The sequence below is a fragment of the Vibrio sp. V12_P9A6T4 genome (assembly GCF_963874835.1).
GTDB classification, from domain to species: Bacteria; Pseudomonadota; Gammaproteobacteria; order Enterobacterales; family Vibrionaceae; genus Vibrio; species Vibrio anguillarum.
Map to the genome: position 1 here is coordinate 46913 of NZ_CAWNJO010000115.1, position 24785 is coordinate 71697.

The 24785-nt window shown below is 45.3% G+C and carries 21 protein-coding genes and 1 other annotated feature; of the genes, 14 read left to right on the top strand and 7 right to left on the bottom strand.

Annotated elements, in window-relative coordinates; genetic code table 11:
* Positions 1 to 41: 41 nt before the first annotated feature.
* Positions 42 to 419 (bottom strand): transporter, encoded by a 378-nt coding sequence (locus tag AACQ42_RS16560; protein WP_176429678.1) that lies wholly within the window; start codon positions 417 to 419, stop codon positions 42 to 44.
* Between the two features lie 438 nt (positions 420 to 857).
* On the opposite strand from AACQ42_RS16560, the gene AACQ42_RS16565 reads away from it, so the two are divergent.
* The 3 genes from AACQ42_RS16565 to AACQ42_RS16575 all read left to right on the top strand — a co-directional run bounded on the left by AACQ42_RS16565 (position 858) and on the right by AACQ42_RS16575 (position 3653).
* Positions 858 to 2546, top strand: a complete 1689-nt coding sequence (locus tag AACQ42_RS16565) for an NAD-dependent malic enzyme (RefSeq protein ID WP_047690852.1) — start codon at positions 858 to 860, stop codon at positions 2544 to 2546.
* Between the two features lie 61 nt (positions 2547 to 2607).
* The gene (locus tag AACQ42_RS16570; protein ID WP_088721142.1) at positions 2608 to 2931 is read left to right on the top strand and encodes a DUF3392 domain-containing protein; all 324 of its coding nucleotides are present in this window, start codon (positions 2608 to 2610) and stop codon (positions 2929 to 2931) included.
* Complete coding sequence (locus AACQ42_RS16575) at positions 2904 to 3653, top strand: SanA/YdcF family protein (protein ID WP_026028037.1); 750 nt, start codon at positions 2904 to 2906, stop codon at positions 3651 to 3653. The genes AACQ42_RS16570 and AACQ42_RS16575 overlap by 28 nt, the downstream gene beginning before the upstream one ends.
* Positions 3654 to 3708: 55 nt before the next feature.
* Here the strand turns inward: AACQ42_RS16575 and AACQ42_RS16580 are convergent, their stop codons facing one another.
* Entirely contained in the window at positions 3709 to 4947 is a 1239-nt protein-coding gene (locus tag AACQ42_RS16580; protein WP_094165756.1) for a cysteine desulfurase-like protein, read from the bottom strand.
* On the bottom strand, positions 4922 to 5578 hold the full coding sequence (locus tag AACQ42_RS16585) for a 2OG-Fe dioxygenase family protein (protein WP_176429679.1): 657 nt from the start codon (positions 5576 to 5578) through the stop codon (positions 4922 to 4924). Before AACQ42_RS16585 ends, AACQ42_RS16580 begins: the two co-directional genes overlap by 26 nt.
* Positions 5579 to 6098: 520 nt before the next feature.
* Between AACQ42_RS16585 and AACQ42_RS16590 the strand changes: the two genes are divergently transcribed.
* The 4 genes from AACQ42_RS16590 (at position 6099) to cydC (ending at position 12861) form a co-directional block, all read left to right on the top strand.
* Positions 6099 to 8129: a GGDEF domain-containing protein gene (locus AACQ42_RS16590; RefSeq protein WP_094165758.1), complete on the top strand. Its 2031-nt coding sequence runs from the start codon at positions 6099 to 6101 to the stop codon at positions 8127 to 8129.
* Between the two features lie 133 nt (positions 8130 to 8262).
* Positions 8263 to 9222, top strand: coding sequence for a thioredoxin-disulfide reductase (trxB, locus tag AACQ42_RS16595; RefSeq protein ID WP_026027123.1), 960 nt, complete (start codon positions 8263 to 8265; stop codon positions 9220 to 9222).
* A 137-nt stretch (positions 9223 to 9359) separates the two neighbouring features.
* Positions 9360 to 11147 (top strand): heme ABC transporter permease/ATP-binding protein CydD, encoded by a 1788-nt coding sequence (gene cydD / locus AACQ42_RS16600; protein WP_094165759.1) that lies wholly within the window; start codon positions 9360 to 9362, stop codon positions 11145 to 11147.
* On the top strand, positions 11140 to 12861 hold the full coding sequence (cydC, locus tag AACQ42_RS16605; RefSeq protein ID WP_094165760.1) for a heme ABC transporter ATP-binding protein/permease CydC: 1722 nt from the start codon (positions 11140 to 11142) through the stop codon (positions 12859 to 12861). The genes cydD and cydC overlap by 8 nt, the downstream gene beginning before the upstream one ends.
* Positions 12862 to 13091: 230 nt before the next feature.
* On the opposite strand, the gene AACQ42_RS16610 is transcribed toward cydC, so the two are convergent.
* The 4 genes from AACQ42_RS16610 to rnm all read right to left on the bottom strand — a co-directional run bounded on the left by AACQ42_RS16610 (position 13092) and on the right by rnm (position 17510).
* Entirely contained in the window at positions 13092 to 14582 is a 1491-nt protein-coding gene (locus tag AACQ42_RS16610; RefSeq protein ID WP_094124102.1) for a putative bifunctional diguanylate cyclase/phosphodiesterase, read from the bottom strand.
* Positions 14583 to 14858: 276 nt separating this feature from the next.
* Positions 14859 to 15902 carry a 23S rRNA pseudouridine(2605) synthase RluB gene (rluB, locus tag AACQ42_RS16615; RefSeq protein WP_013857138.1) on the bottom strand — a complete coding sequence of 348 codons (1044 nt, stop codon included), beginning with the start codon at positions 15900 to 15902 and terminating at the stop codon, positions 14859 to 14861.
* 121 nt (positions 15903 to 16023) lie between these two features.
* A complete protein-coding gene (locus AACQ42_RS16620) occupies positions 16024 to 16644 on the bottom strand; it encodes an L-threonylcarbamoyladenylate synthase (RefSeq protein WP_013857139.1) in 621 nt (206 codons plus the stop codon).
* Positions 16641 to 17510, bottom strand: a complete 870-nt coding sequence (gene rnm / locus AACQ42_RS16625; RefSeq protein WP_017042022.1) for an RNase RNM — start codon at positions 17508 to 17510, stop codon at positions 16641 to 16643. The genes AACQ42_RS16620 and rnm overlap by 4 nt, the downstream gene beginning before the upstream one ends.
* A 64-nt stretch (positions 17511 to 17574) precedes the next feature.
* Between rnm and AACQ42_RS16630 the strand changes: the two genes are divergently transcribed.
* The 7 genes from AACQ42_RS16630 (at position 17575) to trpA (ending at position 24605) form a co-directional block, all read left to right on the top strand.
* A complete protein-coding gene (locus AACQ42_RS16630) occupies positions 17575 to 17712 on the top strand; it encodes a hypothetical protein (protein ID WP_010318233.1) in 138 nt (45 codons plus the stop codon).
* Positions 17659 to 17761, top strand: a sequence feature (Trp leader region). Its footprint overlaps the gene before it by 54 nt.
* A 123-nt stretch (positions 17762 to 17884) precedes the next feature.
* Positions 17885 to 19450 (top strand): anthranilate synthase component 1, encoded by a 1566-nt coding sequence (locus tag AACQ42_RS16635; RefSeq protein WP_029388172.1) that lies wholly within the window; start codon positions 17885 to 17887, stop codon positions 19448 to 19450.
* A gap of 5 nt (positions 19451 to 19455) precedes the next feature.
* Positions 19456 to 20082, top strand: coding sequence for an aminodeoxychorismate/anthranilate synthase component II (locus tag AACQ42_RS16640; protein ID WP_094165761.1), 627 nt, complete (start codon positions 19456 to 19458; stop codon positions 20080 to 20082).
* Positions 20066 to 21064 carry an anthranilate phosphoribosyltransferase gene (gene trpD / locus AACQ42_RS16645; RefSeq protein WP_094165762.1) on the top strand — a complete coding sequence of 333 codons (999 nt, stop codon included), beginning with the start codon at positions 20066 to 20068 and terminating at the stop codon, positions 21062 to 21064. Before AACQ42_RS16640 ends, trpD begins: the two co-directional genes overlap by 17 nt.
* A 5-nt stretch (positions 21065 to 21069) precedes the next feature.
* Positions 21070 to 22479: a bifunctional indole-3-glycerol-phosphate synthase TrpC/phosphoribosylanthranilate isomerase TrpF gene (gene trpCF, locus AACQ42_RS16650; RefSeq protein WP_094164104.1), complete on the top strand. Its 1410-nt coding sequence runs from the start codon at positions 21070 to 21072 to the stop codon at positions 22477 to 22479.
* A 129-nt stretch (positions 22480 to 22608) separates the two neighbouring features.
* Positions 22609 to 23799, top strand: a complete 1191-nt coding sequence (trpB, locus tag AACQ42_RS16655) for a tryptophan synthase subunit beta (RefSeq protein ID WP_094165763.1) — start codon at positions 22609 to 22611, stop codon at positions 23797 to 23799.
* Positions 23799 to 24605, top strand: a complete 807-nt coding sequence (gene trpA, locus AACQ42_RS16660; protein ID WP_017047754.1) for a tryptophan synthase subunit alpha — start codon at positions 23799 to 23801, stop codon at positions 24603 to 24605. Before trpB ends, trpA begins: the two co-directional genes overlap by 1 nt.
* The last annotated feature ends 180 nt before the right edge of the window (positions 24606 to 24785 follow it).

The following is a 24785-nucleotide window of genomic DNA, read 5'->3' on the forward strand; positions in this document are numbered from 1 at the left end:
ATAACGGGGCATTAAATATGCCCCGTTATCTGTTTATCCCCTTACAGGGTGATAATAAATTCGTCTGGTTTTGTATTTTTTATCAAAGATTGGCTTTTATTTTGAATCAATTGGATCTGCTCAGAATCCAACGCATACGGCATTACTAATTTTAGCTCTTCAATCCCCTCTAATTTCGCCAATCTCACCAGTGAAATTAAATTCGCTTCATCACTACGGCGTGTTGATAACGACTTCAACGCCATTTCCCATAGGCGATCCTCTGGGCTTGATAATTCTTTAATGCTGTCTTTCCATACCGTACCAAAAATCGGTGCAAATGACGTCATAGCTTCGAGGAATGTCCATTTCTTATTACATGACGCGCCAAGAAATGTAGTGTAATCAAACAGCACTCGTGTCCTTTCTTGTGTATTCATTTTGTCCCCCGACAAATTGGCAGCACACTGTACTCAATATCATCCATGATTGTTCATATAGCAATAGGATATAAAAAAACAGTCTTTTATGCCTTAAAACCGAATGGATTGGCTATATCAAAACCAGGTTTGTAACAAGGCATAAACAGACTTACTGACATATGTGTCTGATTGATTAATATTTCAAACCGTGAACAAAAAGTCGCTTTATCACTTAAAGTGATCATCGCTCAACACTACTTTTGAAATCTCTGCTTAAGGAGACCAATAGACAAACATGTGTACATTGATGCCCTCAGCAATTAACACGGAGAATTCTACCGTTTTTATCGGCATTCTTCAGTATTCTGTGCCATGTGTCGCCGCTCGTCTATTTACAATCTCATGAGTAAACCGTTATCATTTTTGAGTTCCCTTCTACCCTAAAATAGGCCGACAATGAATAATGACAAACGCCCTCTTTATATTCCCTATGCGGGCCCCGCTCTACTCAGCACGCCTTTGCTCAATAAAGGCAGTGCATTTTGTGCTGAAGAGCGCAGTTCCTTCAACTTAGAAGGCCTGCTTCCTGAAACGACGGAAACGATACAAGAACAAGTTGTTCGCGCATACCAACAATACTGCAGCTTTGAAAGTGATATGGATAAGCATATCTATCTGCGTAATATCCAAGATACTAACGAAACCTTATTCTATCGTTTAGTGCAAAACCACATCACTGAGATGATGCCCATCATCTACACACCAACGGTGGGTGCCGCGTGTGAAAACTTTTCAAATATTTATCGTCGCGGCCGCGGTCTGTTCATTTCCTTTCCGAATCGAGATCGCATCGATGACTTACTCAATAATGCAGCGAACCATAACGTAAAAGTTATCGTAGTGACCGATGGTGAACGCATTCTCGGCTTGGGTGACCAAGGAATTGGCGGAATGGGTATTCCTATCGGCAAACTGGCACTTTATACCGCATGTGGTGGTATTAGCCCTGCTTATACTTTACCGGTCGTGCTCGATGTTGGAACCAATAACCCACAGCGCTTGGCTGACCCGATGTACATGGGCTGGCGTCACCCTCGGATTACCGGGGCCGAATATGATGCATTTGTAGAAGAGTTCATCCAAGCGGTGCAACGTCGCTGGCCTGATGCACTGATCCAATTTGAAGATTTTGCACAAAAGAACGCAATGCCACTATTAGAGCGTTATAAAAACCGTATTTGTTGTTTTAACGATGACATTCAAGGCACTGCGGCGGTGACTGTAGGTTCGCTATTGGCCGCATGCAAAGCCGCGGGCAGTCAACTCTCCGAGCAACGTATCGCTTTTCTTGGTGCGGGCTCTGCAGGCTGTGGTATTGCCGAAGCAATCATCGCGCAAATGGTGTCAGAAGGTATTTCAGATGCTCAAGCTCGTTCTCAAGTCTATATGGTTGACCGCTGGGGTCTGCTGCAAGAAGGAATGCCTAACCTACTTGATTTCCAACAGCGCCTCGTGCAAAAAAACAAAGACACGCATAATTGGAATACAGAAGGTAATGGTTTCTCATTATTGGAAGTAATGAAAAATGGCAAGCCAACGGTGTTGGTCGGTGTTTCTGGGGCTCCGGGATTATTCAGTGAAGAGATTATCACTGAGATGCATAAACACTGCCCACGCCCGATTATTTTCCCACTATCGAACCCAACCAGCCGTGTTGAAGCGACGCCCAATGACATTATCCGTTGGACCAACGGTGAAGCACTCGTCGCCACAGGCAGCCCGTTCGCTCCCGTGTTGCATAACGGTAAAACCTACCCAATTGCACAATGCAACAATAGCTATATTTTCCCTGGTATCGGCTTAGGCGTACTGGCGGTCAATGCGCGTCGAGTTACTGATGAGATGCTGATGGAATCAAGCCGCGCACTCGCCAACTGTTCACCTCTTGCGCTTAATGGGCATGGTGCGTTACTTCCACCACTGGAAGCCATTCACTCCGTTTCCAAGAAAATTGCGTTTGCGGTAGCGAAAAAAGCAATTGAGCAAGGTGTTGCACTGGAGATCCCAGATGATGTGTTAGAAACCGCCATTGAGCAGCATTTTTGGCAGCCAGTATACCGCCGCTACAAACGCACTGCTTTCTAAGCTCCTACTCTGCTGCCCCTAAGCTTCGGCTGATGTTTAGGGGCTTTTTCTGTGAGTCAATATGATGAACTTTTTAGCGCCCGCAGGGCATTACTTATCACCGTATTTAACGGAGATATCAACTGCATTTATCGCTTGTTTGCTCGTGATGCTCGGTGGAGAGATTAACGCCGCGATGCGCAAGCTAATGCGCAACCAACACTTTGTCGTTCGCACATTTACGTTTATATTGATTAACGCTTTCGGCTACGGTTTGGTGATCATCAAAGCGAGCCCTTACCTTGCTCGGACACTTTCGCAGTTAGAATCAGGCATGATGTTTAGCATTATTATGCTCTGCTTTATTGCTATCGGGATCTGGGCACAAAGGAACCGTCAAATTTAGTGTTAAAATTTTCATCTTCAAATCACTCTCGCCCTGTTTGGAAAAAGCGGGTTCACACGCTGCTTCGCTACGTGTCTGTACTGTTGTTCATTTCAAGCCTTTTTGTGCTTGGCATTGATCGCTGGGTCAGTTGGCAAGCCGAAAAACAAATCGTCACCGAGCAAAATCAAGTCGGTCAATTCCAAGTCGCTGTTGTACTTGGAACCAGTAAGTACTTGGGTAAAACGCTCAATGACTACTATACCCACCGAATTGAAGCCGCGATCGCTTTGTATGAGCAAGGCAAGGTAAAAGGGTTTTTACTCAGTGGTGATAATGCTCACCGTTCGTACAATGAACCGTGGACGATGAAACGCGATCTGCTGCGCGCTGGGATCCCGAGCGAACATATTTACTTAGATTATGCAGGGTTTCGTACTTTGGACTCCATTGTTCGCGCAAAACGCATCTTCGAAACCGACAATTTTTTGATCATTTCTCAACAATTTCATTGTGAGCGAGCACTCTTTATTGCCAACTACCATAACATTAATGCTCAGTGTTTAGCGGTTGCAGGGCCAACAACTCGTTCTGGTTTTAAAGTGAGGCTGCGTGAGGTCTTTGCTCGTACGAAAGCATTTTTAGATCTCTATATCACGAATACTCAACCTAAATTTTTAGGTCCCAAAGAACCCATTGTGATCGAAGAGTTACCCTTAGAGCCAACCGAAGATGAAAGCTAAAAGAGGCACTGCGCCCCAGAAACCTTTCCTTCGACAGATTTCCGGGCCACTTTGGTTACGCTAATGTGGATAAGACATCAAACAAAGCGTCAATTTCACTGCGCGTGTTGTAGTGCATAAAACCGATACGGACAACTCCACCGCTGTTTTCAAGATCTAACTGACGCACTAAACCAAGCGCATAGAAATGCCCATTCCACACACAAATATTATGCTCGCCCAATGTTTTGGCCACAAATTCTGGGTGGTGATTAGCTAAGCGAATGGCAAAGGTCGGTGTACGTAGCTCACTGTTAGCCTTGGTCAGGCCATAGAGCTTAGCCGAACTCAATCCTTTAAGTTTATACAGAAAATACTCACTTAATTGGCGTTCATGCTGGTTGTATTGAATGAAACTATCGATCAAACGCTCTCTTAACGAGCCACTCGCGTCTCCCCATTGCGCCAAATATTCCACTGCAGCAATCACGCCTGCCAAACCTTCAAAACTCTGCGTACCCGTTTCAAAACGTCCCGGACCAATATTGGTTGCAGGTTCAACTTTGTAGGGTTTAAGTGCATGTAACCACTGCGAAGCGATATAAGCGATACCAACGTGTGGACCAAAAAACTTATATGCCGAACAGGTTAAAAAATCACAGCCTAATTCTTGTACATCAATCAAATGGTGCGGAGCATAGTGAACGGCATCCACATACACCATCGCGCCGACTTGATGCGCCGCATCCACAATGCGTTTAACATCGACAATAGATCCTGTGGTATTCGAAGCATAAGTGACCGCGACCAGCTTTGTTTTAGGGTTGAGCAATGACAGTAAGTGCTCAACATCCAAAGTACAATCTTGTTGGTTCACCTTTACCTGGTGCACTGTAACGTGCTTATCCTGCGCCGCTTGCTGCCAACTGGAGACATTGGAGTAATGGTCAAGCGCAGTAACAATCACTTCATCGCCCACTTGCCAATCTCGGCTAATGGCTCGACTTAGCTGAAAAGTCAACGAGGTCATATTCGCGCCAAATACAATATTTCCTGATGACTCAGCGTTCAGAAGCGCTTGCACCGACTCACGAGCCTGCTGCATTAAATCAGTGGTGATTTGGCTTGAAAAATAGTGTCCGCCCAAATTAGAGTTAAAATGGCCCAGATATTCACTCATTTTTTCTATTACCGACTTAGGTACTTGCGAGCCACCTGGACCATCTAAGAAACTCACTGACTTACCATGATATTTTTGCGACAAAGCACTAAACTGCGTACGCACTTTTTCAGGAGTGAAGATCATTTCGGCCATCCTTAGCGGTTAACACAAAAACATCCATATGACCTTCTTGCCCATGCTCAATCGAGCGAATAGGACAAGCGTTATGCCATAACTTACTGTCCGCGAGCATGGCAATTTCACCATTTTCTAACACTTTCCGAAAGAAAGGGGCTTCATTGCAGTCTTGATAAAGCATAATTTCACCGCCAACGATGTTGTGGCGATTCACCCCCACCAACGCAATATGATCAAAACCGTCTTGATGGACACCTTCTGGCGCGACTTGCGTCTCATCAAACACAGCAGCAATTCGGATCTGATGGATTTCAATCTCTTGCCCATTAGGCAGACCATTCGTACTCACAAACACCTCGCACACTTCTCTCATCCCTTCACTTTGTAACGTGGAGGGTAAAATAGGATCGAAATGACGCTTAATGTTGCCTTGAAAATGATTGATTTGATCGGTTTGCATAAAGTCATGCTTGTCCAACGCCTCGACTTTCCCTTTGTTAAATTGAACCACAGAGTAGCGCCGTAAACGATACTGACCATCAGCATGCTCCGTATGTGGTAATTGCGCAAAGGAGGGAGCAAGTTGTTGAATCGCTTTTTGACTTAATTGCGTAATCTGTAAAGTGTTTTCGTGTACAGCTAACATCACCAGCTCCTTAATTAAATAATTGGACACATTAAATTAACAATTAATTTACATTAAGGATACGCACTAATATTGCACATTCAAGTAAAAATGAATGTTATATCTGTATGTGACTAGCAATATAAAATTTAATACTTAAATAATCACAAAAATAAGAATTAACATCCAATAGCGAGCATGGCACATAGCGATTTTTAGATAAGCTCACTACTTCAAGGTTAATAAGCCTTTAAAAACAATGAATTACCAACATTAGGATGATGTGGGAATGGTATCTAGACCATGGGCGGGTTTAAAGGAAATATCAGTAACTAATTTATCAGCTCGATTCGACTAAATTTAGCAAGTATTAATCCATGAGCCATATAGCATCTCATTAACTCGAAATTAGCACCATTTAAGTAGTAAGCCATGCCAAAAATTAGACTAAAGTTAATACTAGATCATCAAACTAATTGATATATTTAACTATTAAGACTTAGTTGAAACATCGCTCAACTGATAAGGAGATCCTCAACTCGTGAACTCTAGTATTAAAGTCACACTGTGGACTTTCATCGCATTAGGTTTCAGTGTAATCAATGCCTATGCGGCTATGGATCCTAAAGATAAATTTCTCCAAGCATTGGAGGGCATTGAGCAGATCACCTATTCACTACCGATCAAGGCAAAAGCACAAATTAGTGAACTAGAAGAAGACTACATCATATTGTCACAGCCTTCCGCTCTCGTTGTACGTTACTATTTAGCCAAAGCCACTGTATATGGGCTACTAGAGGAATATGATAGAAGCTTAGAAGCGGCACAATTAGGATTAAAGCGAACAGAACACACCAACGTTGAAACGCTCACTCTCAAACTAAGAGAGATTCAAGCTTTACGGCACCAAAAAGTCGACGTGTTGCCGAAACTTGACGCACTGTTAGTTGAAGCAGGAAATGATCACAATGCACAAATCGAATCAGAAGTATTACTAGCTAAAAGTCTCTATTACCAAGAGCAAGGCGAGTTTAAAAAATCGTACGCCGCAATAATGACCTCAATTGATACAGCAAAATCCATTGATAACAAAGAGTTAATGGAGAGAATATCTCAAGGCCTAGGTCAAATACTGGTTCAGCTACAAGATTTTGATCGTTCACAGCTGTTACTTGAAAATTCCTACAGTTACTTCAAGCAACGTAAAATGTCTTATAGCCAGTTGGTTAGCTTACTCGACATCTCTAAGTTGCAAGAGTCACGTAATCAAATCACGGCGGCGATCGAAACCTATAAAACCGCACTCAAGCTGGCACAAATACTGGGTGACGGGCGACATCGCTTTCGTATTAACATTGAACTTGCACGGCTTTATCGAGATACCAACAACCGAGATCAAATGCGCTTTTTCTTGAAAAAAGCGGAGGAACTGCAGTACCGAGAAAGCCAACCAGGCTACCTTGCAACTTTTCAGCTATTACAAACACAAGATCTATTGGAACAAAAACGCTACGGTGAAGTGATTGAATTTGTAGAACCACTCATTGCGCATATCAAACAAAGATCAAATCTACTTATTCAACAGATAGAGTTGTTAAAAGTGGCAGCACAGGCTTATGCTGGGCAAAATAACTACAAACAAGCCTATGAAACTTATGATTTTTATCATTTACGATCGCTCACACTTCGCAATGTTGAACAGATAGAGAACTTACAGCGACAACAAATGTTGTTTGATCTTGAGCGTCTGCAATATGAAAATCAGGATCTAAACTGGAACAACGTACTTCAAAAGCTAGAAATTGAAAACCATCAGAAAACGTTTCATCTATTAGGTGAAATCGTCTTTTTCCTTGCTCTTGCATCAATCGGATTATTGGTCATATTTATCTGGGCCAACCGCTCTCGCATCAAAATGGGCATGCTTGCCAAAACGGACACCTTGACTGGCTTGTATAATCGACGCTACATGGAAGAACGATTTGCAAAACATCAATCCAAATCTTACCAAAATAGTAGCGAAGCGCTTATTAAACTCGCACAACGGATTTTGATGTGGCAACAGACTTGGTTCAAAGGTCAATCTTCACCTAAAAAAAACGCCGAACCATTCGACTCAGCGCAATTAGACGAACAGATCCAACATAATGAAGATGCAAAACCGATTAGCCTTATTTTGACCGATATTGATTATTTTAAAGTCATTAATGACACTTATGGTCACGCCTTCGGCGATCAAGTATTAGTGGAAATTGCGGCTATCTTTAAGTCATCGGTACGCTCTTCCGATGTTGTCGCTCGCTACGGTGGGGAAGAGTTTCTCATCTTACTACCCGACACTGACTTAAGCGTCGCTAGCGAAATTGCCGAAACCTTACGCCGAAAAATTGAAGACCACGATTTTGTAACCGAATCACGAGAATCGGTATCCGTCACTTCGAGTTTTGGCGTGTTGACCGCAACGAATATTGATTTAGACCTCCAAGCATTGTGTGAAGAAGTCGACCAACTGCTTTATGCGGCTAAAGCCAGCGGCCGAAATTGCTTAAAAACACGTTGGCTGACTTATTAGCCAAGTCCCATCATTGCTTAGTTTGGCTATATAACGATTATTTCTAAGCTAGCCCATGTAATCGCTTTAATTGACTCGAGATATTCCCTACAATCGTGTTAAATTTTCGAGCATTTTCGATACTGGAGTCCCCATGAGCAACGTGAAACATTGCAAACTTCTTATTCTTGGTTCAGGCCCGGCTGGTTATACGGCAGCCGTTTACGCAGCTCGCGCTAACCTTAATCCAGTTCTCGTTACCGGTATGCAGCAAGGTGGTCAGTTAACGACCACTACAGAAGTAGAAAACTGGCCAGGAGACGCAGAAGGCCTCACGGGCCCTGCTTTAATGGAGCGAATGAAAGAGCATGCCGAGCGCTTCGAAACCGAGATTGTGTTTGATCATATTAATGAAGTTGATTTTTCACAGCGGCCATTCCGCCTTAAAGGCGATAGTGCAGAATATAGCTGCGATGCTCTGATCATTTCAACAGGTGCATCCGCACGTTACCTAGGTTTAGATTCAGAAGAAGCCTTTAAAGGACGAGGAGTTTCCGCTTGTGCTACTTGCGATGGTTTTTTCTATCGTAACCAAAAAGTGGCCGTTGTAGGTGGCGGCAATACCGCGGTGGAAGAAGCGCTTTATCTATCTAATATTGCGGCACAAGTTCACCTCATCCACCGCCGTGATTCGTTCCGCGCAGAAAAAATTCTGATTAACCGTCTGATGGATAAAGTCGCAAGCGGCAATATAGTGCTGCACACTGACCGTACCTTAGAGGAAGTCTTAGGTGATGAGACTGGCGTGACGGGTGTTCGTATGAAACACACCCAATCAGAAACGACAGAAGATCTGGACGTGATGGGCGTCTTTATCGCGATTGGTCACAAACCGAATACCGACATGTTTGCTGGTAAGCTAGAGATGAAAGAGGGCTATATCGTGGTTAGATCTGGCCTTGATGGTAATGCAACTCAAACTAGTATTGAAGGTGTGTTTGCTGCTGGTGATGTGATGGATCACAACTATCGCCAAGCGATCACTTCGGCAGGAACAGGTTGTATGGCCGCCTTAGATGCGGAACGTTACCTAGATAGCTTGAACGATAAGTAGGCATGAACGACAAGTAAACAAAAGGTTATTTTCCAGTTTTATAACAAAACCCTACAGCCCGGTGGTATATCCATCGGGCTTTATTTTGTATACTACCGCCCTTCCGTTTACATAATAATTCTCATTAAGCCTTCGAAATGGATAAGAAAAAGCAACGTAGCTTGAATAATTGGCTCAAACAGCAAAGTAAACTGGCAAAACGCTGGTTAATGATTGCTGTTGGCCTTGGCGTATTATCAAGTGTGTTTTTGCTGGCTCAGGCCGCACTCCTCGCCTCCATTCTGCATCAACTGATTATTGAACAAGTTGATAAAGCAGAGCTCATTCCCTATTTTCTTGGTTTGGTGGTGACGATTGCCGCACGTGCCGCGTGCGCATGGGGGCGTGAAATTGCGGGTTTTCGCTGCGGAGAGCAGATCCGCATTTATATCCGTCAGTTAATACTGGATAAAGTTCGCGAGTTGGGCCCTGCTTATATTAAAGGTAAGCCTGCCGGTGCATGGGCAACATTACTGCTTGAACAAGTCGAAAACATGCAGGACTTTTTTGCGCGCTATTTACCGCAGATGTCATTATCTGTGTTGATCCCGTTTATGATTTTGATTGTGGTCTTTCCCGTCAACTGGGCGGCGGGTTTGATTTTCTTAATCACCGCACCCTTAGTTCCGCTGTTTATGGCCTTAGTCGGTATGAAAGCAGCCGATGCTAATCGTAAAAATTTCAAAGCTCTGCAGCGGTTATCTGGTCACTTTTATGATCGCCTGCAGTCGATGACTACAATACGCCTATTCAACCGCACACAAGCCGAAGCCGATCAGCTTAAAGGCGCTTCTGAAGTCTTTCGCACTCGCACAATGGATGTATTGAAAATCGCCTTTCTATCATCAGCAGTGTTAGAATTTTTCACCTCGATATCGATCGCCATCACCGCCGTTTACTTTGGTTTTAGCTTTATTGGCGAGTTGAATTTCGGCTACTACGGTACAGCCGTAACTCTATTTTCCGGCCTATTTATCTTGATCCTTGCGCCTGAGTTTTATCAACCATTACGTGATTTGGGCACCTTTTATCACGCCAAACAACAAGCTGTCGGCGCGGCTGAAAGCATTGTCGAGTTTTTGGAAACAGACATCAGCAAAGTGAAATCAGGATCTATCTCGCTCGACGGTGCACAGCAGATTGACATTGTAGCGCAAGATCTCGAAGTGTTTAGTCCAGAAGGAAAACGCTTGGTCGGCCCAATTTCATTTACGTTAGATAACCATTCAACCACTGCGCTTGTCGGGCCAAGCGGTGCAGGTAAAACCAGCTTAGTAAACGCCATTTTAGGCTTCATGCCTTACCAAGGCAGTTTGAAAATTAATGGTATTGAACTGAGCGATCTTGAGCATACCAGCTGGCGTAAGCAGATCAGTTGGGTTGGGCAAAACCCACTGTTGGTGCACGGAACCATCGTTGAGAATATCAGCCTCGGCAAGCATGACATGAGTGACGAAGCGCTTCATTCGGCTTTAGACAATGCCTATGCAGCTGAATTTGTCGACAAACATGGTTTGGATTACGCCATCACCGATCGATCCGGTGGATTATCTGTCGGACAAGCTCAGCGAATTGCACTTGCTCGCGCACTGCTACAAAACGGCAATTTTTGGCTACTTGATGAACCAACCGCCAGCTTAGATGCACGCAGCGAACAGTTAGTGATGCAAGGTTTGAACCGCCAAATTCAACACCACACCGCTTTAATCGTGACGCACCAATTAGCACCATTAAAATCGGTGCAACAGATTTTGGTGATGCAAAATGGGGCGATAATTCAAACAGGCGATTACAACACACTTAGCCAGCAAAAGGGTCTGTTTTCCGATATGTTACAAGCTAATCAAGCGCTTGATGAAGCCAATAAGGGGAACCTTGATGCGTGATCTCATCCCTTACCTTAAATTGTATAAAAAGCACTGGTTTGGTTTATCTCTCGGTATGCTGCTGGCCTTTTTAACCCTGTTTGCCTCGATTGGTCTACTGACCTTATCCGGCTGGTTTTTATCCGCAGCGGCCATTGCTGGCTTAACCATTGCTCGTGAAACATTCAACTACATGCTACCGGGCGCGTTTGTACGTGGGTTTGCCATGGGACGCACTGCAGGACGTTGGGGTGAGCGTGTTGTCAGCCATAATGCTACATTCAAGCTGCTGACGGATCTGCGTATTTTCTTCTTCCAAAAACTCGCGCCACTGATCCCAGGACGTGTGTCAAACCTCCGAGACGCTGATTTACTCAACCGTCTAGTGGCAGATATCGATGCTATGGATCACGTCTATTTACGCTTAATCAGCCCAGTAACCGTGGGTGTACTGGGCATTAGTGCGTTAACGGCATTCTTATGTTGGTTCGACCCTGCCATTGGCTTAACCCTTGGTGCAATTCTTCTGACGCTACTGCTCGTGTGGCCTGTCCTCTTTTATAAACTGGGTCAGCGTAATGGTGCCGAGCTCACCCAGCACAAGGCGGATTTGCGTATTGCAACGCTTGACTGGTTGCAAGGCTACAGTGAACTGACCCTGTTTGGTGCAGAAAACCGTTACCGTGAAGCGATTCTTAGAGCGCAGCAAAAATTGCTGGTCAATCAATTGGCTAACGCTCATTTTTCTGGCCTTGCACAAGCACTGCTCATGCTCGCTAATGGCTGGACGCTTGTGTTAGTGATCTGGCTTGCCGCCGATGGTGTGGCAGGTAATCAACCCAACCCGATGATTGCACTGGTGGCTTTTGCAACTATGGCAAGTTTTGAACTGCTGATGCCGATTGCTGGTGCATTTCAACATTTAGGACAAACACTCACTTCTGCTCGCCGCCTCAACGATATTATTCTGGCTGAGCCTGAAGTCCAATTTCCTACCGCTTCAACTCAGCACTCAGGTCAATTCGATATTGAATTTTCAGACGTAACCTTTCACTATCCTGACAGCAGCCAAGATGTGCTACGCAGTGTCAACCTCCATATTCCCGCAGGGCATCGCGTTGCGATAGTGGGGCAAACAGGCTCTGGCAAATCGACCTTAATGCAACTGCTGTCACGCTATTGGGATCCACAGCAAGGTAGCGTCTCCATTGCAGGTACCCACTTAACAGCATGGAATGAGAGCGAACTTCGCCAAACCATCAGTGTGGTTAGCCAACGTGTAGATGTACTCAATGGCACGCTGCGAGACAACCTCGCGATGGCCAATCCAGGCGCAAACGATCAACAGTTGGCTCACGCCTTAACGCAAGTCGGTTTACATACTCTATTGGATGATCTAGGTTTGGACGCATGGCTGGGTGACGGCGGCCGTCAGCTCTCTGGTGGAGAGAAACGCCGCATCGGTATCGCGCGCGCGCTGCTACACAACGGTTCAATTTTATTACTCGATGAACCCACGGAAGGCTTGGATAAACAAACAGAGCAGCAAATTCTGGCTCTGTTTCAACAGCATTTTGCGCATAAAACGGTCCTCTTTATTACTCACCGCTTGGTCGAGTTAGAAACAATGGATGCTATTTGCCTGATTGAACAAGGTGAAATCGTGGAATACGGTAGCCACCAAGCGTTATTGACCAAACAAGGCCGCTATTTCCAACTACAGCAAACCTTGTAGCCATCGTTTGTCATTTGCTCGTTATGAGACTTATCTTTTTTAGGAACACTATGCTGAATTAGGTAACTGAAGCTTGGTATGAAAAATCTTCGCCCTCTTGCTTTGAGAGTCAGTGCATGAGGGTGAAGAAGCGGCCTTGCAAAGAAGCGGCAGTCAACCAAACTCGCTAAATACGTACCTCATCAGCTTAATAAGTACTGAGCGTACTACTCATTTTATAGGTGAGATTTTTAATTAATATTCAAAGATAGATGGTTAATAAGATCTTCCACTGGCATTGGGTGTCCTAGGTAGTAGCCCTGCACTTGTTGACAGCCCATTGTCTGCAAAATTTTCAATTGGTTGGCTGTCTCTACGCCTTCTGCCACAATATTGATGTCAAAACTTTGCGCCATAGCAATAATGGCATTCACTATCGTTCTTGAACGATCATCATGTTCTACTTCAGAGACGAAACTGCGGTCAATTTTGATTTCATCCACAGTAAGATCTTTGAGCATGGCAAGTGACGTATAACCCGTGCCAAAATCATCGATGGAAAAAGTAATCCCGTTAGATTGCAGATTAGAAATAATTTCAACACTCTTTTTCATATCGGTAAGCGTTGCTGTTTCCGTAATTTCAATGCGTATGTATGAGTTCAAATTCTCATGCTGCTGAATAAATCGCGTGAGTTCATACATCTCATCAGCATTATTGAACTCAGTCGCGGAGACATTAACAGCAACGTGTTTAATTTGTGTCCCCAATATTCCTGAACGCCCCAGCTCCTGTGATACTTTTCCAACCACAAATTTGGAGATAGCGCCCGTCAAGCCATTGTCCTCGGCTAATGGGATAAAAACATCAGGCGGGATAGCGCCTTTAACAGGATGGTTCCAACGAATCAGTACTTCGACACCGTTGACTGTTAATGTTTTTAGGTCATATTTAGGTTGATATACAACCGTTAAGCTATCGTCGTCGATCGCTAAGCGCAGGTCGAGGACCATTTGCCGGCGCTGCATCGCTTTTTCTGTTAATGTTTTGTCATGATACTGAATGGCATTCTTTTGTTTCTTTGCAACATTAAGAGCCTCAGTCGCGGAAACCATCAGTTCTCTAGCACTGATACCATCGGCTGGGTAAATGGCAACACCTATACAGCAAGTTGTTTCAATATTGTGTTGCTTGGCCCGATGGGTATACAGACGTTGGACGCTCCGAACATGAGAATCCATATCTACAGCGTCACTCAACTTTACAAAACTGGCAAACTGATCGGCATGTAAGCGCGATACTAATGAGCCGGGCAAAGCCATTTCGTTAATATCGTGAGCTAAATCCTGCAAAAATGCATCTGCACGCTCAAACCCCAGAGTTTCGTTGATACTTTTAAAATCGTCGACATCAAGGTAACAAAGAATAAATCGCTCATTAGACTTTAATTTTTTGATCGTGATATTGAGAGTACGCACAAACATACTAAGGCTGTGCAGCCCAGTGAGGCTGTCCATATCATTGGCCTTTTCTAGTAAGCGATTCCCTCTAAGCACCAACATGAGCAAAAGTAAGGCGGTAATAATGACAAACATCAACCCCTTATAGGTTTGAGCGAGAGCGCGCAACTGGGCGTTATCTAGCAATAATTCGACTGTCATATCCGAGAATAATATCCAGAGCACGGCAAATGTTGCGTAGATAAGTGCCACTTTAACGGCTGAGATGCCTGCTCTATCCATGTTTAACTGACTCCAAATGTACCCGCTTATGATCGTAACATTGTAGCATCACTAAAATTTAGTCAACCATACCATACATGCCACATGTAGCCTGTTTCTTCACTCTACTCACTTAAATACCAGAAAATATGAACATAGGGATGTCAATCATGCACAAGTGCTCAATACCAACTCTATTGTTTTAATTTTTATTTTATTATCAATACCTTAAACGAAAAAATCCCGAGCTAAGCTCGGGATTTTAATATCAATTAACAGGCAACGAGAAAGTTTCGCTTATCGACGTGGCGCTTTCGCTTTACCAGTTTGAGGCCGACCAGTGCCGCGGCTACCATCGGCACCACTGTTACGGGTACTTGAAGCAGGCTTGCGACGGCCAGTCGTTGTGCCATTGGTTGTCGTACCGTTAGTTTTTTTACCATTCGTCGTTGTACCATTGGTCGTACGACTTTTAGGCTTGCCAGTCGTCGTTACGCGCTCTTCATGGCGCTTAACGGCACGGCGAATTTTTTGGCTACGCGCACGCTCACGAGTACGTGAAGTGTTGTCTTTGCTCAAATCTAGCATCGTCTCTTTTTCAGGACGCAGTTCAACCAATTCACGTAAATAGTTTACATCTTTAAGATCCAGTTCCATCCAACCGCCGCGTGGCAGTTTTTTGTCCAAATAGATCTCGCCATAACGAACGCGTTTCAAACGGCTCACTGTGGTATCTTGAGATTCCCAAAGACGACGAACTTCACGGTTACGGCCTTCGTTAATCGCGACGTAGAAAGTATGGTTCATACCTTCACCACCAGCGTAAACAATATCTTCAAAGCGTGCCAAGCCATCTTCTAGCTCAACCCCTTTAACGAGGTTACGCACTTTCTGTTCGTTCACTTCGCCAAAAACACGCACTAAATATTCGCGTTCTACTTGACGGCTTGGGTGCATAAGGCGATTAGCCAATTCACCATCGGTAGTAAAGAGAAGTAAGCCTGAGGTGTTGGCATCTAAGCGGCCAACTGAAATCCAACGCGAACCACGAATTTTAGGTAGACGATCAAATACCGTCCGACGGCCTTCTGGATCATGACGGGTACAAAGCTCACCTTCCGGTTTGTAGTAAGCAAGCACTCGGCAAATAACCTCTTCTGGTGCTTTAACGGAAACAGCATGCCCATCAATACGCACAACCGCGTTATCATCTTCTAGACGCTCGCCCAACATAGCTACCTTGCCATTAACACTGACACGTCCTGCTCTAATCAAAGCTTCTAACTCACGACGAGAACCATGACCAGCTCGTGCTAAAACTTTTTGTAACTTTTCGCTCATTTATCTACCTATGTGTCGTCTTCACAGACGTCGAATGAAAAAATGCGACCCCAAAATCGCGGCCGCATAGTATCTCAAATTCTACGCCAAAAAGCACTCGTTTTGATGGCCTACTCAAAAGCTATTCAAAAGGTGTTGGATCGCCCGCTCCCACGCGAGCAACCACCATCTCATCTTCACTGAAATCAATCACTGTCGTCGGCTGTTCACCTAAATAACCCCCGTTTAAAATGACATCCACGGCGTGCTCAAGACGATCCCGAATCTCTTCTGGATCCGATTCTGTATGGGTGTTGCCGGGCAAAATAAGTGAGGTGGACATTAGTGGTTCACCTAACGCTTCAAGTAAATCAAGTGCAATACGGTTATTAGGCACGCGGATACCGATCGTCTTACGCTTCGCATTCATCAACCGACGTGGCACTTCTTTGGTCCCTTTGAAAATAAACGTATAAGGGCCAGGTGTATTATTCTTGAGCAAGCGAAAAGCGGTATTATCCACACGCGCATAAAAAGAGAGCTCTGACAAATCACGGCACAGCAAGGTAAAATTATGCTTATCATCAAGGCGTCGAATTTGGCAAATACGCTCTAATGCTTGTTTATTTTCTAGTTGGCAGCCTAGTGCATAACCAGAATCCGTTGGGTACACAACAACTCCGCCATTGCGGATAATGGCAACCGCTTGAGTAATCAAGCGAGTCTGCGGGTTTTCTGGATGAACGTAAAAAAACTGGCTCATTGTAATTCCTCATTATTGAGTCTATCTACGGGGCTTAAACCCCAATCTTTCCAGACAGGATCGACGCCAGAAGGCAACCAAAGATTTCGCCCCAGTTCCATCCAAGGTGAGGGGTAATGAAAGTCACTGCCTTGAGAAGCTAATAGATTGTATTGTATGGCATAATCGGCTAAATTACGTCTTTCTTGTGGCGCTTGTTGTGGCTGTGCCACTTCCATAGCGTCACCACCCGCTTCTACAAACGCCGTTATTAAGCGCTTGAGCCACTTGGTCGTCAAGTCATATCGTCCAGGATGCGCTAATACCGCTTGGCCACCAGCGGCGTGTATTGCTTCAACGGCATCGGTCATCGAGCACCAACTTGGTGGTACATACCCGGGATTATCGCGGGTGAGAAACTTTTTGAACACCTGCTGCATGTTCTTCGCAAAACCCTGTTCAACCAGCCATTTTGCGAAATGCGCACGAGTAATCGGTGCTTCTCCGGCGATGGCTTGCACCTCTTCTAACACCCCTTCACGTGTCACTTTTTGCAATCGTTGTGCAATCAATTGTGCGCGCTGCACACGATGTGCCTTTTGCTGCTCAATTAACTGCTGCAGAGCTTGAGCGTTTGAGTCGATGTTGAGCCCAACAATATGAATATCTTTATTTTGCCAAACCGTGGAAATCTCGATGCCATCGATCAAGGTGATGGGTAATTGTTGCTGATTAATATAGTCATGAGCAATAGTTAATGCATCAGTCGTATCGTGATCAGTGATCGCCAATACCTCAATATCAAAGCTTAGCGCCCTATCGATTAACGCTTGCGGCGATAACCTGCCATCTGAAGAAGTGGTGTGGCTATGTAGATCAATTCTCATAATTTTATTTTGGCCATCTTTTAGGCTTGACTTTTTACTCTCGCACTAGTTAACTAGTACACAAATGCAAGGCACGTATTTGAGGTTGACCATGTTACAAGAATTTAACCAAAACCATAATCACAATTTAAGCGCAGCTTCATCTGAGCTCAATTGGTGGCACACTTGGACAAGTTCTTGGTGGGCAACCGTGTACTTTTAAAATAGAACACGAATTCACAAAGCCCGCCTCAATGAGCGGGCTTTTTATTTTGTCGAATAGCTCACATTACATTGCGCAATAAAACAGCGAACCCCCAAAGTGATGATTGGGTCTCTAAGAGGATTATGCGAGTATGGACGACAGGAACATTAAAATTCATCAAGGAGGTCTTGTGAATAAGACCATTGAAATTAAAAGCTTAGGCCAAATTGACGTAATCAATATGTCCGTGCCTTATACCCAAGATCCAACACGTCTATTTCATACGCTATGTGAGTCAAAAACAGATTGTTTGCTATTAGAATCCGCCGAGATCGACTCAAAACAGGATCTCAAAAGTCTATTATTGGTTGATGCTGCCGTGCGCATCACTTGCTTTGGTCACGTTGTCACTTTTCACGCATTGACAGACAATGGTCAACAGCTCATCGAACATCTACAGCGTAATATTAAAACGGATATTGAACATCAGTTACAACAAAATACCTTAACACTTCAATTTCAAGCACCATGTGACACGCTAGACGAAGATTCTCGCCTACGCGAAGCCTCTTCTTTTGATGCACTACGTCTCGTGCAGCACAGTTTCGATCTTCGTCATCACGATAAACATGCCCTCTTTCTAGGCGGTTTATTTGCCTACGATTTGGTGGCCAACTTCGAACCGCTAGGAAATGCCGATACGACTAATCAATGTCCAGACTACGTTTTTTATATCGCAGAAACCTTGTTGGTGATTGACCATAAAACTGAGCATTGTCAGTTGCAAGCCAGTGTTTTTAACCCCACGCCAACAATGCGTGAAACATTAATTACTCGTTTACAAGAGATCGCGCAGCAATGTGCCGCACCCAAATTACTACCGCAAGCCAAAACCGTAGCTAACGTAAGCGTGACAACGAATATTTCTGACCAAGAGTTTTGCAAGACCGTTCAAGCGTTAAAAGAATTTGTCGTGAAAGGCGATGTTTTTCAGGTGGTCCCTTCTCGCCGATTTACTCTGCCTTGCCCTTCACCACTTGCTGCTTATAAAAAACTGAAAGAGAGCAATCCAAGCCCTTATATGTTTTATATGCAAGACGAACGCTTTACTCTGTTTGGCGCTTCTCCTGAAAGCGCATTGAAATACGCCACCGAAACCAACCAAATTGAGATTTACCCTATCGCAGGGACTCGCCGCCGTGGTAAACGCACCGATGGTTCAATTGATTTTGATTTAGATAGCCGCATTGAACTTGAGCTACGTTGCGACAAAAAAGAGAACGCTGAACACATGATGTTGGTCGACCTTGCGCGCAACGATGTCGCACGTATTGCACAAGCAGGAACGCGCCACGTCGCTGATTTATTGAAAGTGGATCGCTACAGTCACGTTATGCATTTGGTTTCTCGCGTGGTGGGTCAACTCCGAAGCGATCTCGATGCACTGCACGCTTACCAAGCCTGCATGAATATGGGCACACTCACTGGTGCGCCGAAAATTCGCGCCATGCAGCTTATCCGTAACGTGGAAAAAGCCCGCCGTGGCAGTTACGGTGGCGCGGTTGGCTACCTTACTGGGGAAGGCGATTTAGATACTTGCATCGTGATCCGCTCGGCTTATGTCGAACAGGGTATTGCGCAAGTTCAAGCGGGCGCTGGAGTCGTTTATGATTCAGACCCTCAATCGGAAGCCGACGAGACACGTGGTAAAGCACAAGCCGTGATCTCTGCAATTCAAGCCGCGCATCAGGAGTAGCAGACATGGCCAACATTATTTTTATCGATAACTTTGATTCCTTTACCTACAACCTTGTTGATCAATTCCGCTCACTCGGCCATACGGTGACGGTTTATCGCAACAACATCGCCGCACAGAGCATTGAACAAGCGGTCTTTCAATTGAATGAACCGCTGCTGCTGCTCTCCCCCGGACCGGGCGCGCCCGCAGACGCGGGATGCATACCACAATTAATCCAACGCCTTAAGGGCAAAGTGCCGATCATTGGCATCTGTTTAGGTCACCAAGCGATTGTTGAAGCTTACGGCGGCACCGTCGCGGGTGCTGGCGAAATTATCCATGGCAAAATCTCGATGATGGAGCACCAAGATCACCGTATTTACCAACAGCTACCGTCACCACTAGCCATTGCTCGTTATCATTCCCTAGTGGCTACTGAAGTTCCGGATAGTTTAACCATCACGGCTGAGGTTGATGGGCTCGTGATGTCCGTGGTGCAAGAGCAAGATAAAGTGTGCGGCTTTCAATTTCATCCAGAGTCCATCATGACTACTCATGGCGCAGCATTGCTTGCCAATGCGATCGATTGGGCTTTAGAAAAAGCACCCACTAACGGATTTATAGGGATATTTTATGGAAAACATCATTAATAAACTTTACGTGCAGCAGTCGCTCTCGCAAGCAGAAAGCCAGCAACTGTTTGATGTCATCATCCGTGGTGAACTCGACTCTATTTTGATGGCGGCGGTATTGACGGCACTGAAAATCAAAGGTGAAACACCCGATGAAATTGCTGGCGCAGCCAAAGCATTATTGGCTAACGCGGCCCCGTTTCCAAGGCCAGACTATGATTTTGCAGACATAGTCGGTACTGGTGGTGATGGCTCAAATACTTTTAATATTTCAACCACCGCAGCATTTGTTGCTGCTGCCTGTGGCGTAAAAATTGCCAAACATGGTAATCGTGGAGTATCGAGCAAATCAGGCTCTTCTGATCTACTGGATTCATTTGGTATTAACCTTGCGATGAGCGCTGAAAATACTCGCCAAGCCATCGATGATTTGGGCGTCGCTTTCCTATTTGCGCCGCAATATCATGGTGGCGTGCGTCATGCGATGCCCGTGCGCCAAACCATGAAAACGCGCACTATCTTCAATATATTAGGACCGCTGATTAACCCTGCTCGCCCCAACATTGAACTGATGGGTGTTTACAGTAAAGAACTGGTTCTGCCTATTGCCCAAACCATGTTACAAATGGGACTGAAACGTGCAGCGGTCGTTCATGGCAGTGGTTTAGATGAAGTGGCGATTCATGGTGAAACCTTAGTGGCTGAAATTCGTGATGGACACATCATCGAATACACCTTAACACCTAAAGATTTTGGTGTTGAAAGCTACCCACTCGAAGCCATTCAAGGTGGTGAGCCTGCGGAGAATCGCGCCATTATCACCAACCTGCTGACTGGGAAAGGCACGCCAGCGCAACTGGCTGCCGTCGCTGTCAATGTGGCGCTGCTGCTGCGTCTTTTTGGCCAAGAAGATCTCAAAGCCAATACACAACAGGCCATTAGTGTAATGAACTCGGGCAAAGCCTATCAGCTTGTCCAACAACTGGCACAAAGAGGTTAAGCCCCATGCCTGAGCAACTTTCTGACCACATTTCAACCCAGCATACTCAAATGGCTGAAGTGTTGGCCAAAATCGTCAATGACAAATATGAATGGGTCGAGCAGCGTAAAACGCAGCAACCATTGGGCAGCTTCGAACACTTATTAACCGCATCGGATCGCTCGTTTTATGATGCGTTAAATACGGGTAAAACCGCTTTTATTTTGGAGTGTAAAAAAGCCTCACCTTCCAAAGGGCTCATTCGCCAAGATTTTGATTTGGATTATATCGCTTCGGTTTACCATCAATATGCAGACGCCATTTCAGTTTTGACTGATGAAAAATATTTCCAAGGCAACCTCGAATTTCTGCCACGCGTTCGCGCGCAAGTAAGCCAACCTGTGATTTGCAAAGACTTCATGGTTGATGTTTATCAGGTTTATTTGGCTCGTCACTACAGTGCAGATGCCATTTTATTGATGCTGTCCGTCCTTGATGATCAACACTATCAAACGCTAGCCAATGTGGCTCACCAATTGGGTATGGGTATTTTAACCGAAGTGAGCAATGAGGAAGAGCTGCACCGGGCAGTCGCCTTGCAAGCAAAAGTTATTGGCATTAATAACCGCAACTTGCGCGATCTCTCAACCGATCTAAATCGCACTAAACAGCTGGCACCTTTACTCCCAGAAGGAACCATGATCATCTCGGAGTCTGGTATTTATACTCACCAACAAGTGCGTGAACTTTCGCAATACGCCAATGGATTTTTAATCGGCAGCTCGTTAATGGCCGAAGAAAATTTAGAGCTAGCGGTACGTAAAGTGACGCTCGGCGAAAACAAAGTGTGCGGCTTAACTCATGCTGACGATGCGGCCAAAGCCTATCAAGCTGGAGCCGTGTTTGGTGGCTTAATTTTTGTGCCGCAATCCAAACGCTATGTCGACTTGGACAATGCACGTTTGACGATGAGCGGCGCACCGCTGCGCTACGTGGGCGTGTTTCAAAATCACACCATTGAAGCCATTACGCAGATTGCTACGACGTTAAAACTCTTTGCGGTGCAACTGCATGGCGAAGAAGATCAAGCCTATGTTGACCAATTGAGAGCTCACTTACCTAGCCAGATTGAAATCTGGAAAGCTTATGGCGTGAGCGACTGCCTACCGACCAAGCTTGAGCGCCACATTGACCGTCACTTATTCGATGCAAAAGTAGGAACGCAATCTGGCGGCACTGGCCAACGTTTTGACTGGCAATTACTAACCGAGGTAAACGATGTCATGTTGGCGGGTGGCTTATCCCCTGAAAATGCTCAGCAAGCAGCAAACATCGGTTGTTTAGGGCTCGATCTCAATTCAGGTGTTGAGAGCGAACCGGGGAAAAAAGACTTACACAAGCTAACCCTAGCGTTCGACGCTATTCGGCAGTACTAACACTAAATCGATTCCCATTGACTTGAAAAGCGAGTGACTCCCAGCCGCAAGGTCAAGTAGCAAGGGATAACAACAGATTCATTACCGCTGAATCACTCAGCAGTAACACAGAGACTAAGGATACGAATCATGGCAAAACTCGATGCCTATTTTGGCGAATACGGTGGTCAATACGTGCCACAAATTTTGGTACCAGCGCTTGACCAATTGGAACAAGCTTTTATTGATGCGCAGGAAGATCCTGAATTTCGCTCTGAATTCATGATGTTACTACAAGAGTATGCAGGTCGACCAACGGCGCTAACTTTGACGCGAAACCTCACGAAAGGCACAAAAACCAAATTGTACTTAAAACGTGAAGACTTATTGCATGGCGGCGCACACAAGACCAACCAAGTACTTGGTCAGGCACTGCTTGCCAAACGTATGGGTAAACATGAAATTATTGCCGAAACAGGCGCAGGGCAACATGGTGTTGCAACGGCGTTGGCCTGCGCACTACTGGGGCTAAAATGTCGCGTTTATATGGGTGCAAAAGATGTTGAACGCCAAAGCCCCAACGTGTTTCGTATGAAGCTAATGGGCGCAGAAGTGATCCCCGTTCATTCAGGGTCAGCAACACTTAAAGATGCGTGCAATGAAGCGCTACGTGACTGGTCTGCCACCTATGAAACCACCCACTATTTATTAGGTACAGCAGCGGGGCCTCACCCATTTCCAACCATAGTCCGTGAATTTCAACGCATGATTGGCGAAGAAACGAAACTGCAAATTTTGGCTCGCGAAGGTCGTTTACCAGATGCGGTGCTTGCTTGTGTCGGCGGCGGTTCGAACGCGATTGGCATGTTTGCTGACTTTATTGAAGAAAAGAATGTCCGTTTGATTGGCATTGAACCAGCAGGAAAAGGCATTCATACCCACCTGCATGGCGCGCCATTGAAGCACGGCAAGACAGGCATTTTCTTCGGCATGAAATCACCTTTGATGCAAGATGAAAACGGGCAAGTGGAAGAGTCTTACTCGGTGTCCGCTGGGCTTGACTTCCCTTCTGTTGGCCCTCAGCACGCTCATCTTTATGCGACAGGCCGCGCTGAGTACGAAAGCATTACCGATGACGAAGCACTCGATGCTTTCCAATCGATCGCACGTAACGAAGGTATTATTCCCGCGCTGGAATCATCACATGCGGTTGCTTACGCCGTGAAGATGGCGTATGCCGAGCCAGAAAAAGAGCAGTTATTGGTCGTGAATCTATCCGGTCGCGGCGATAAAGATATTTTCACCGTCCATAAACTATTAGAAGAGAAAGGAGCGCTGTAATGGATCGCTATCAAACCCTATTTCAGCGTTTAGCTGACAACAATCAAGGTGCGTTTGTTCCATTTGTGACCATCGGGGACCCAGATCCAGAGCAATCACTGCGCATCATGCAAACGCTAGTGGAAGCAGGAGCAGACGCATTAGAACTCGGTATCCCTTTCTCTGATCCGCTCGCTGATGGCCCAACCATCCAAGGGGCGAATATTCGTGCACTGGATGCAGGGACGACTCCAGATATCTGCTTTGAGTTGATAACCAAAATTCGCGCGCAATATCCCGACCTGCCTATCGGACTACTCATGTATGCCAACCTCGTTTATTCACGCGGCATCGAGAACTTCTACCAACGCTGTAAAAATGCAGGCGTGGATTCAGTATTGATCGCCGATGTTCCGACTAATGAAAGCCGTGAATTTGTCGCGGCGGCAGACAAATACGGGATTCAACCCATTTTCATCGCACCACCCACCGCCAGTGATGAGACCCTAGCCGCGGTCGCCAAACTTGGCCGTGGCTATACTTATCTACTGTCTCGATCCGGTGTGACAGGAGCAGAAACAAAAGCCAATATGCCAGTACATGCCTTGTTGGAAAGACTGAACCAATTTGATGCCCCACCCGCATTGCTTGGGTTTGGCATATCAGAACCTGAGCAAGTCAAACAGGCCATCACCGCCGGTGCTGCTGGCGCAATATCGGGATCCGCAGTAGTGAAAATTATTGAACAACGACTTAATCAGCCAGATGAAATGTTAACGACTCTCAGCCATTTCGTTTCCAGCATGAAAGCAGCGACGTTGAAATAAATTGGTTTACAGCAAAAACCAACCTGATCGATTTCTGAGTCAAACCAAGAAATCGATCTTTTTTTTAACATTTACGCCTCGCCAAATTCATTCACAAAACACAAACCAACCACTCATTAAATTGACAAAACAAATAGCAAACGTTTTCTTTTTGAAAAAACCACGTTTCATGTCAATGAA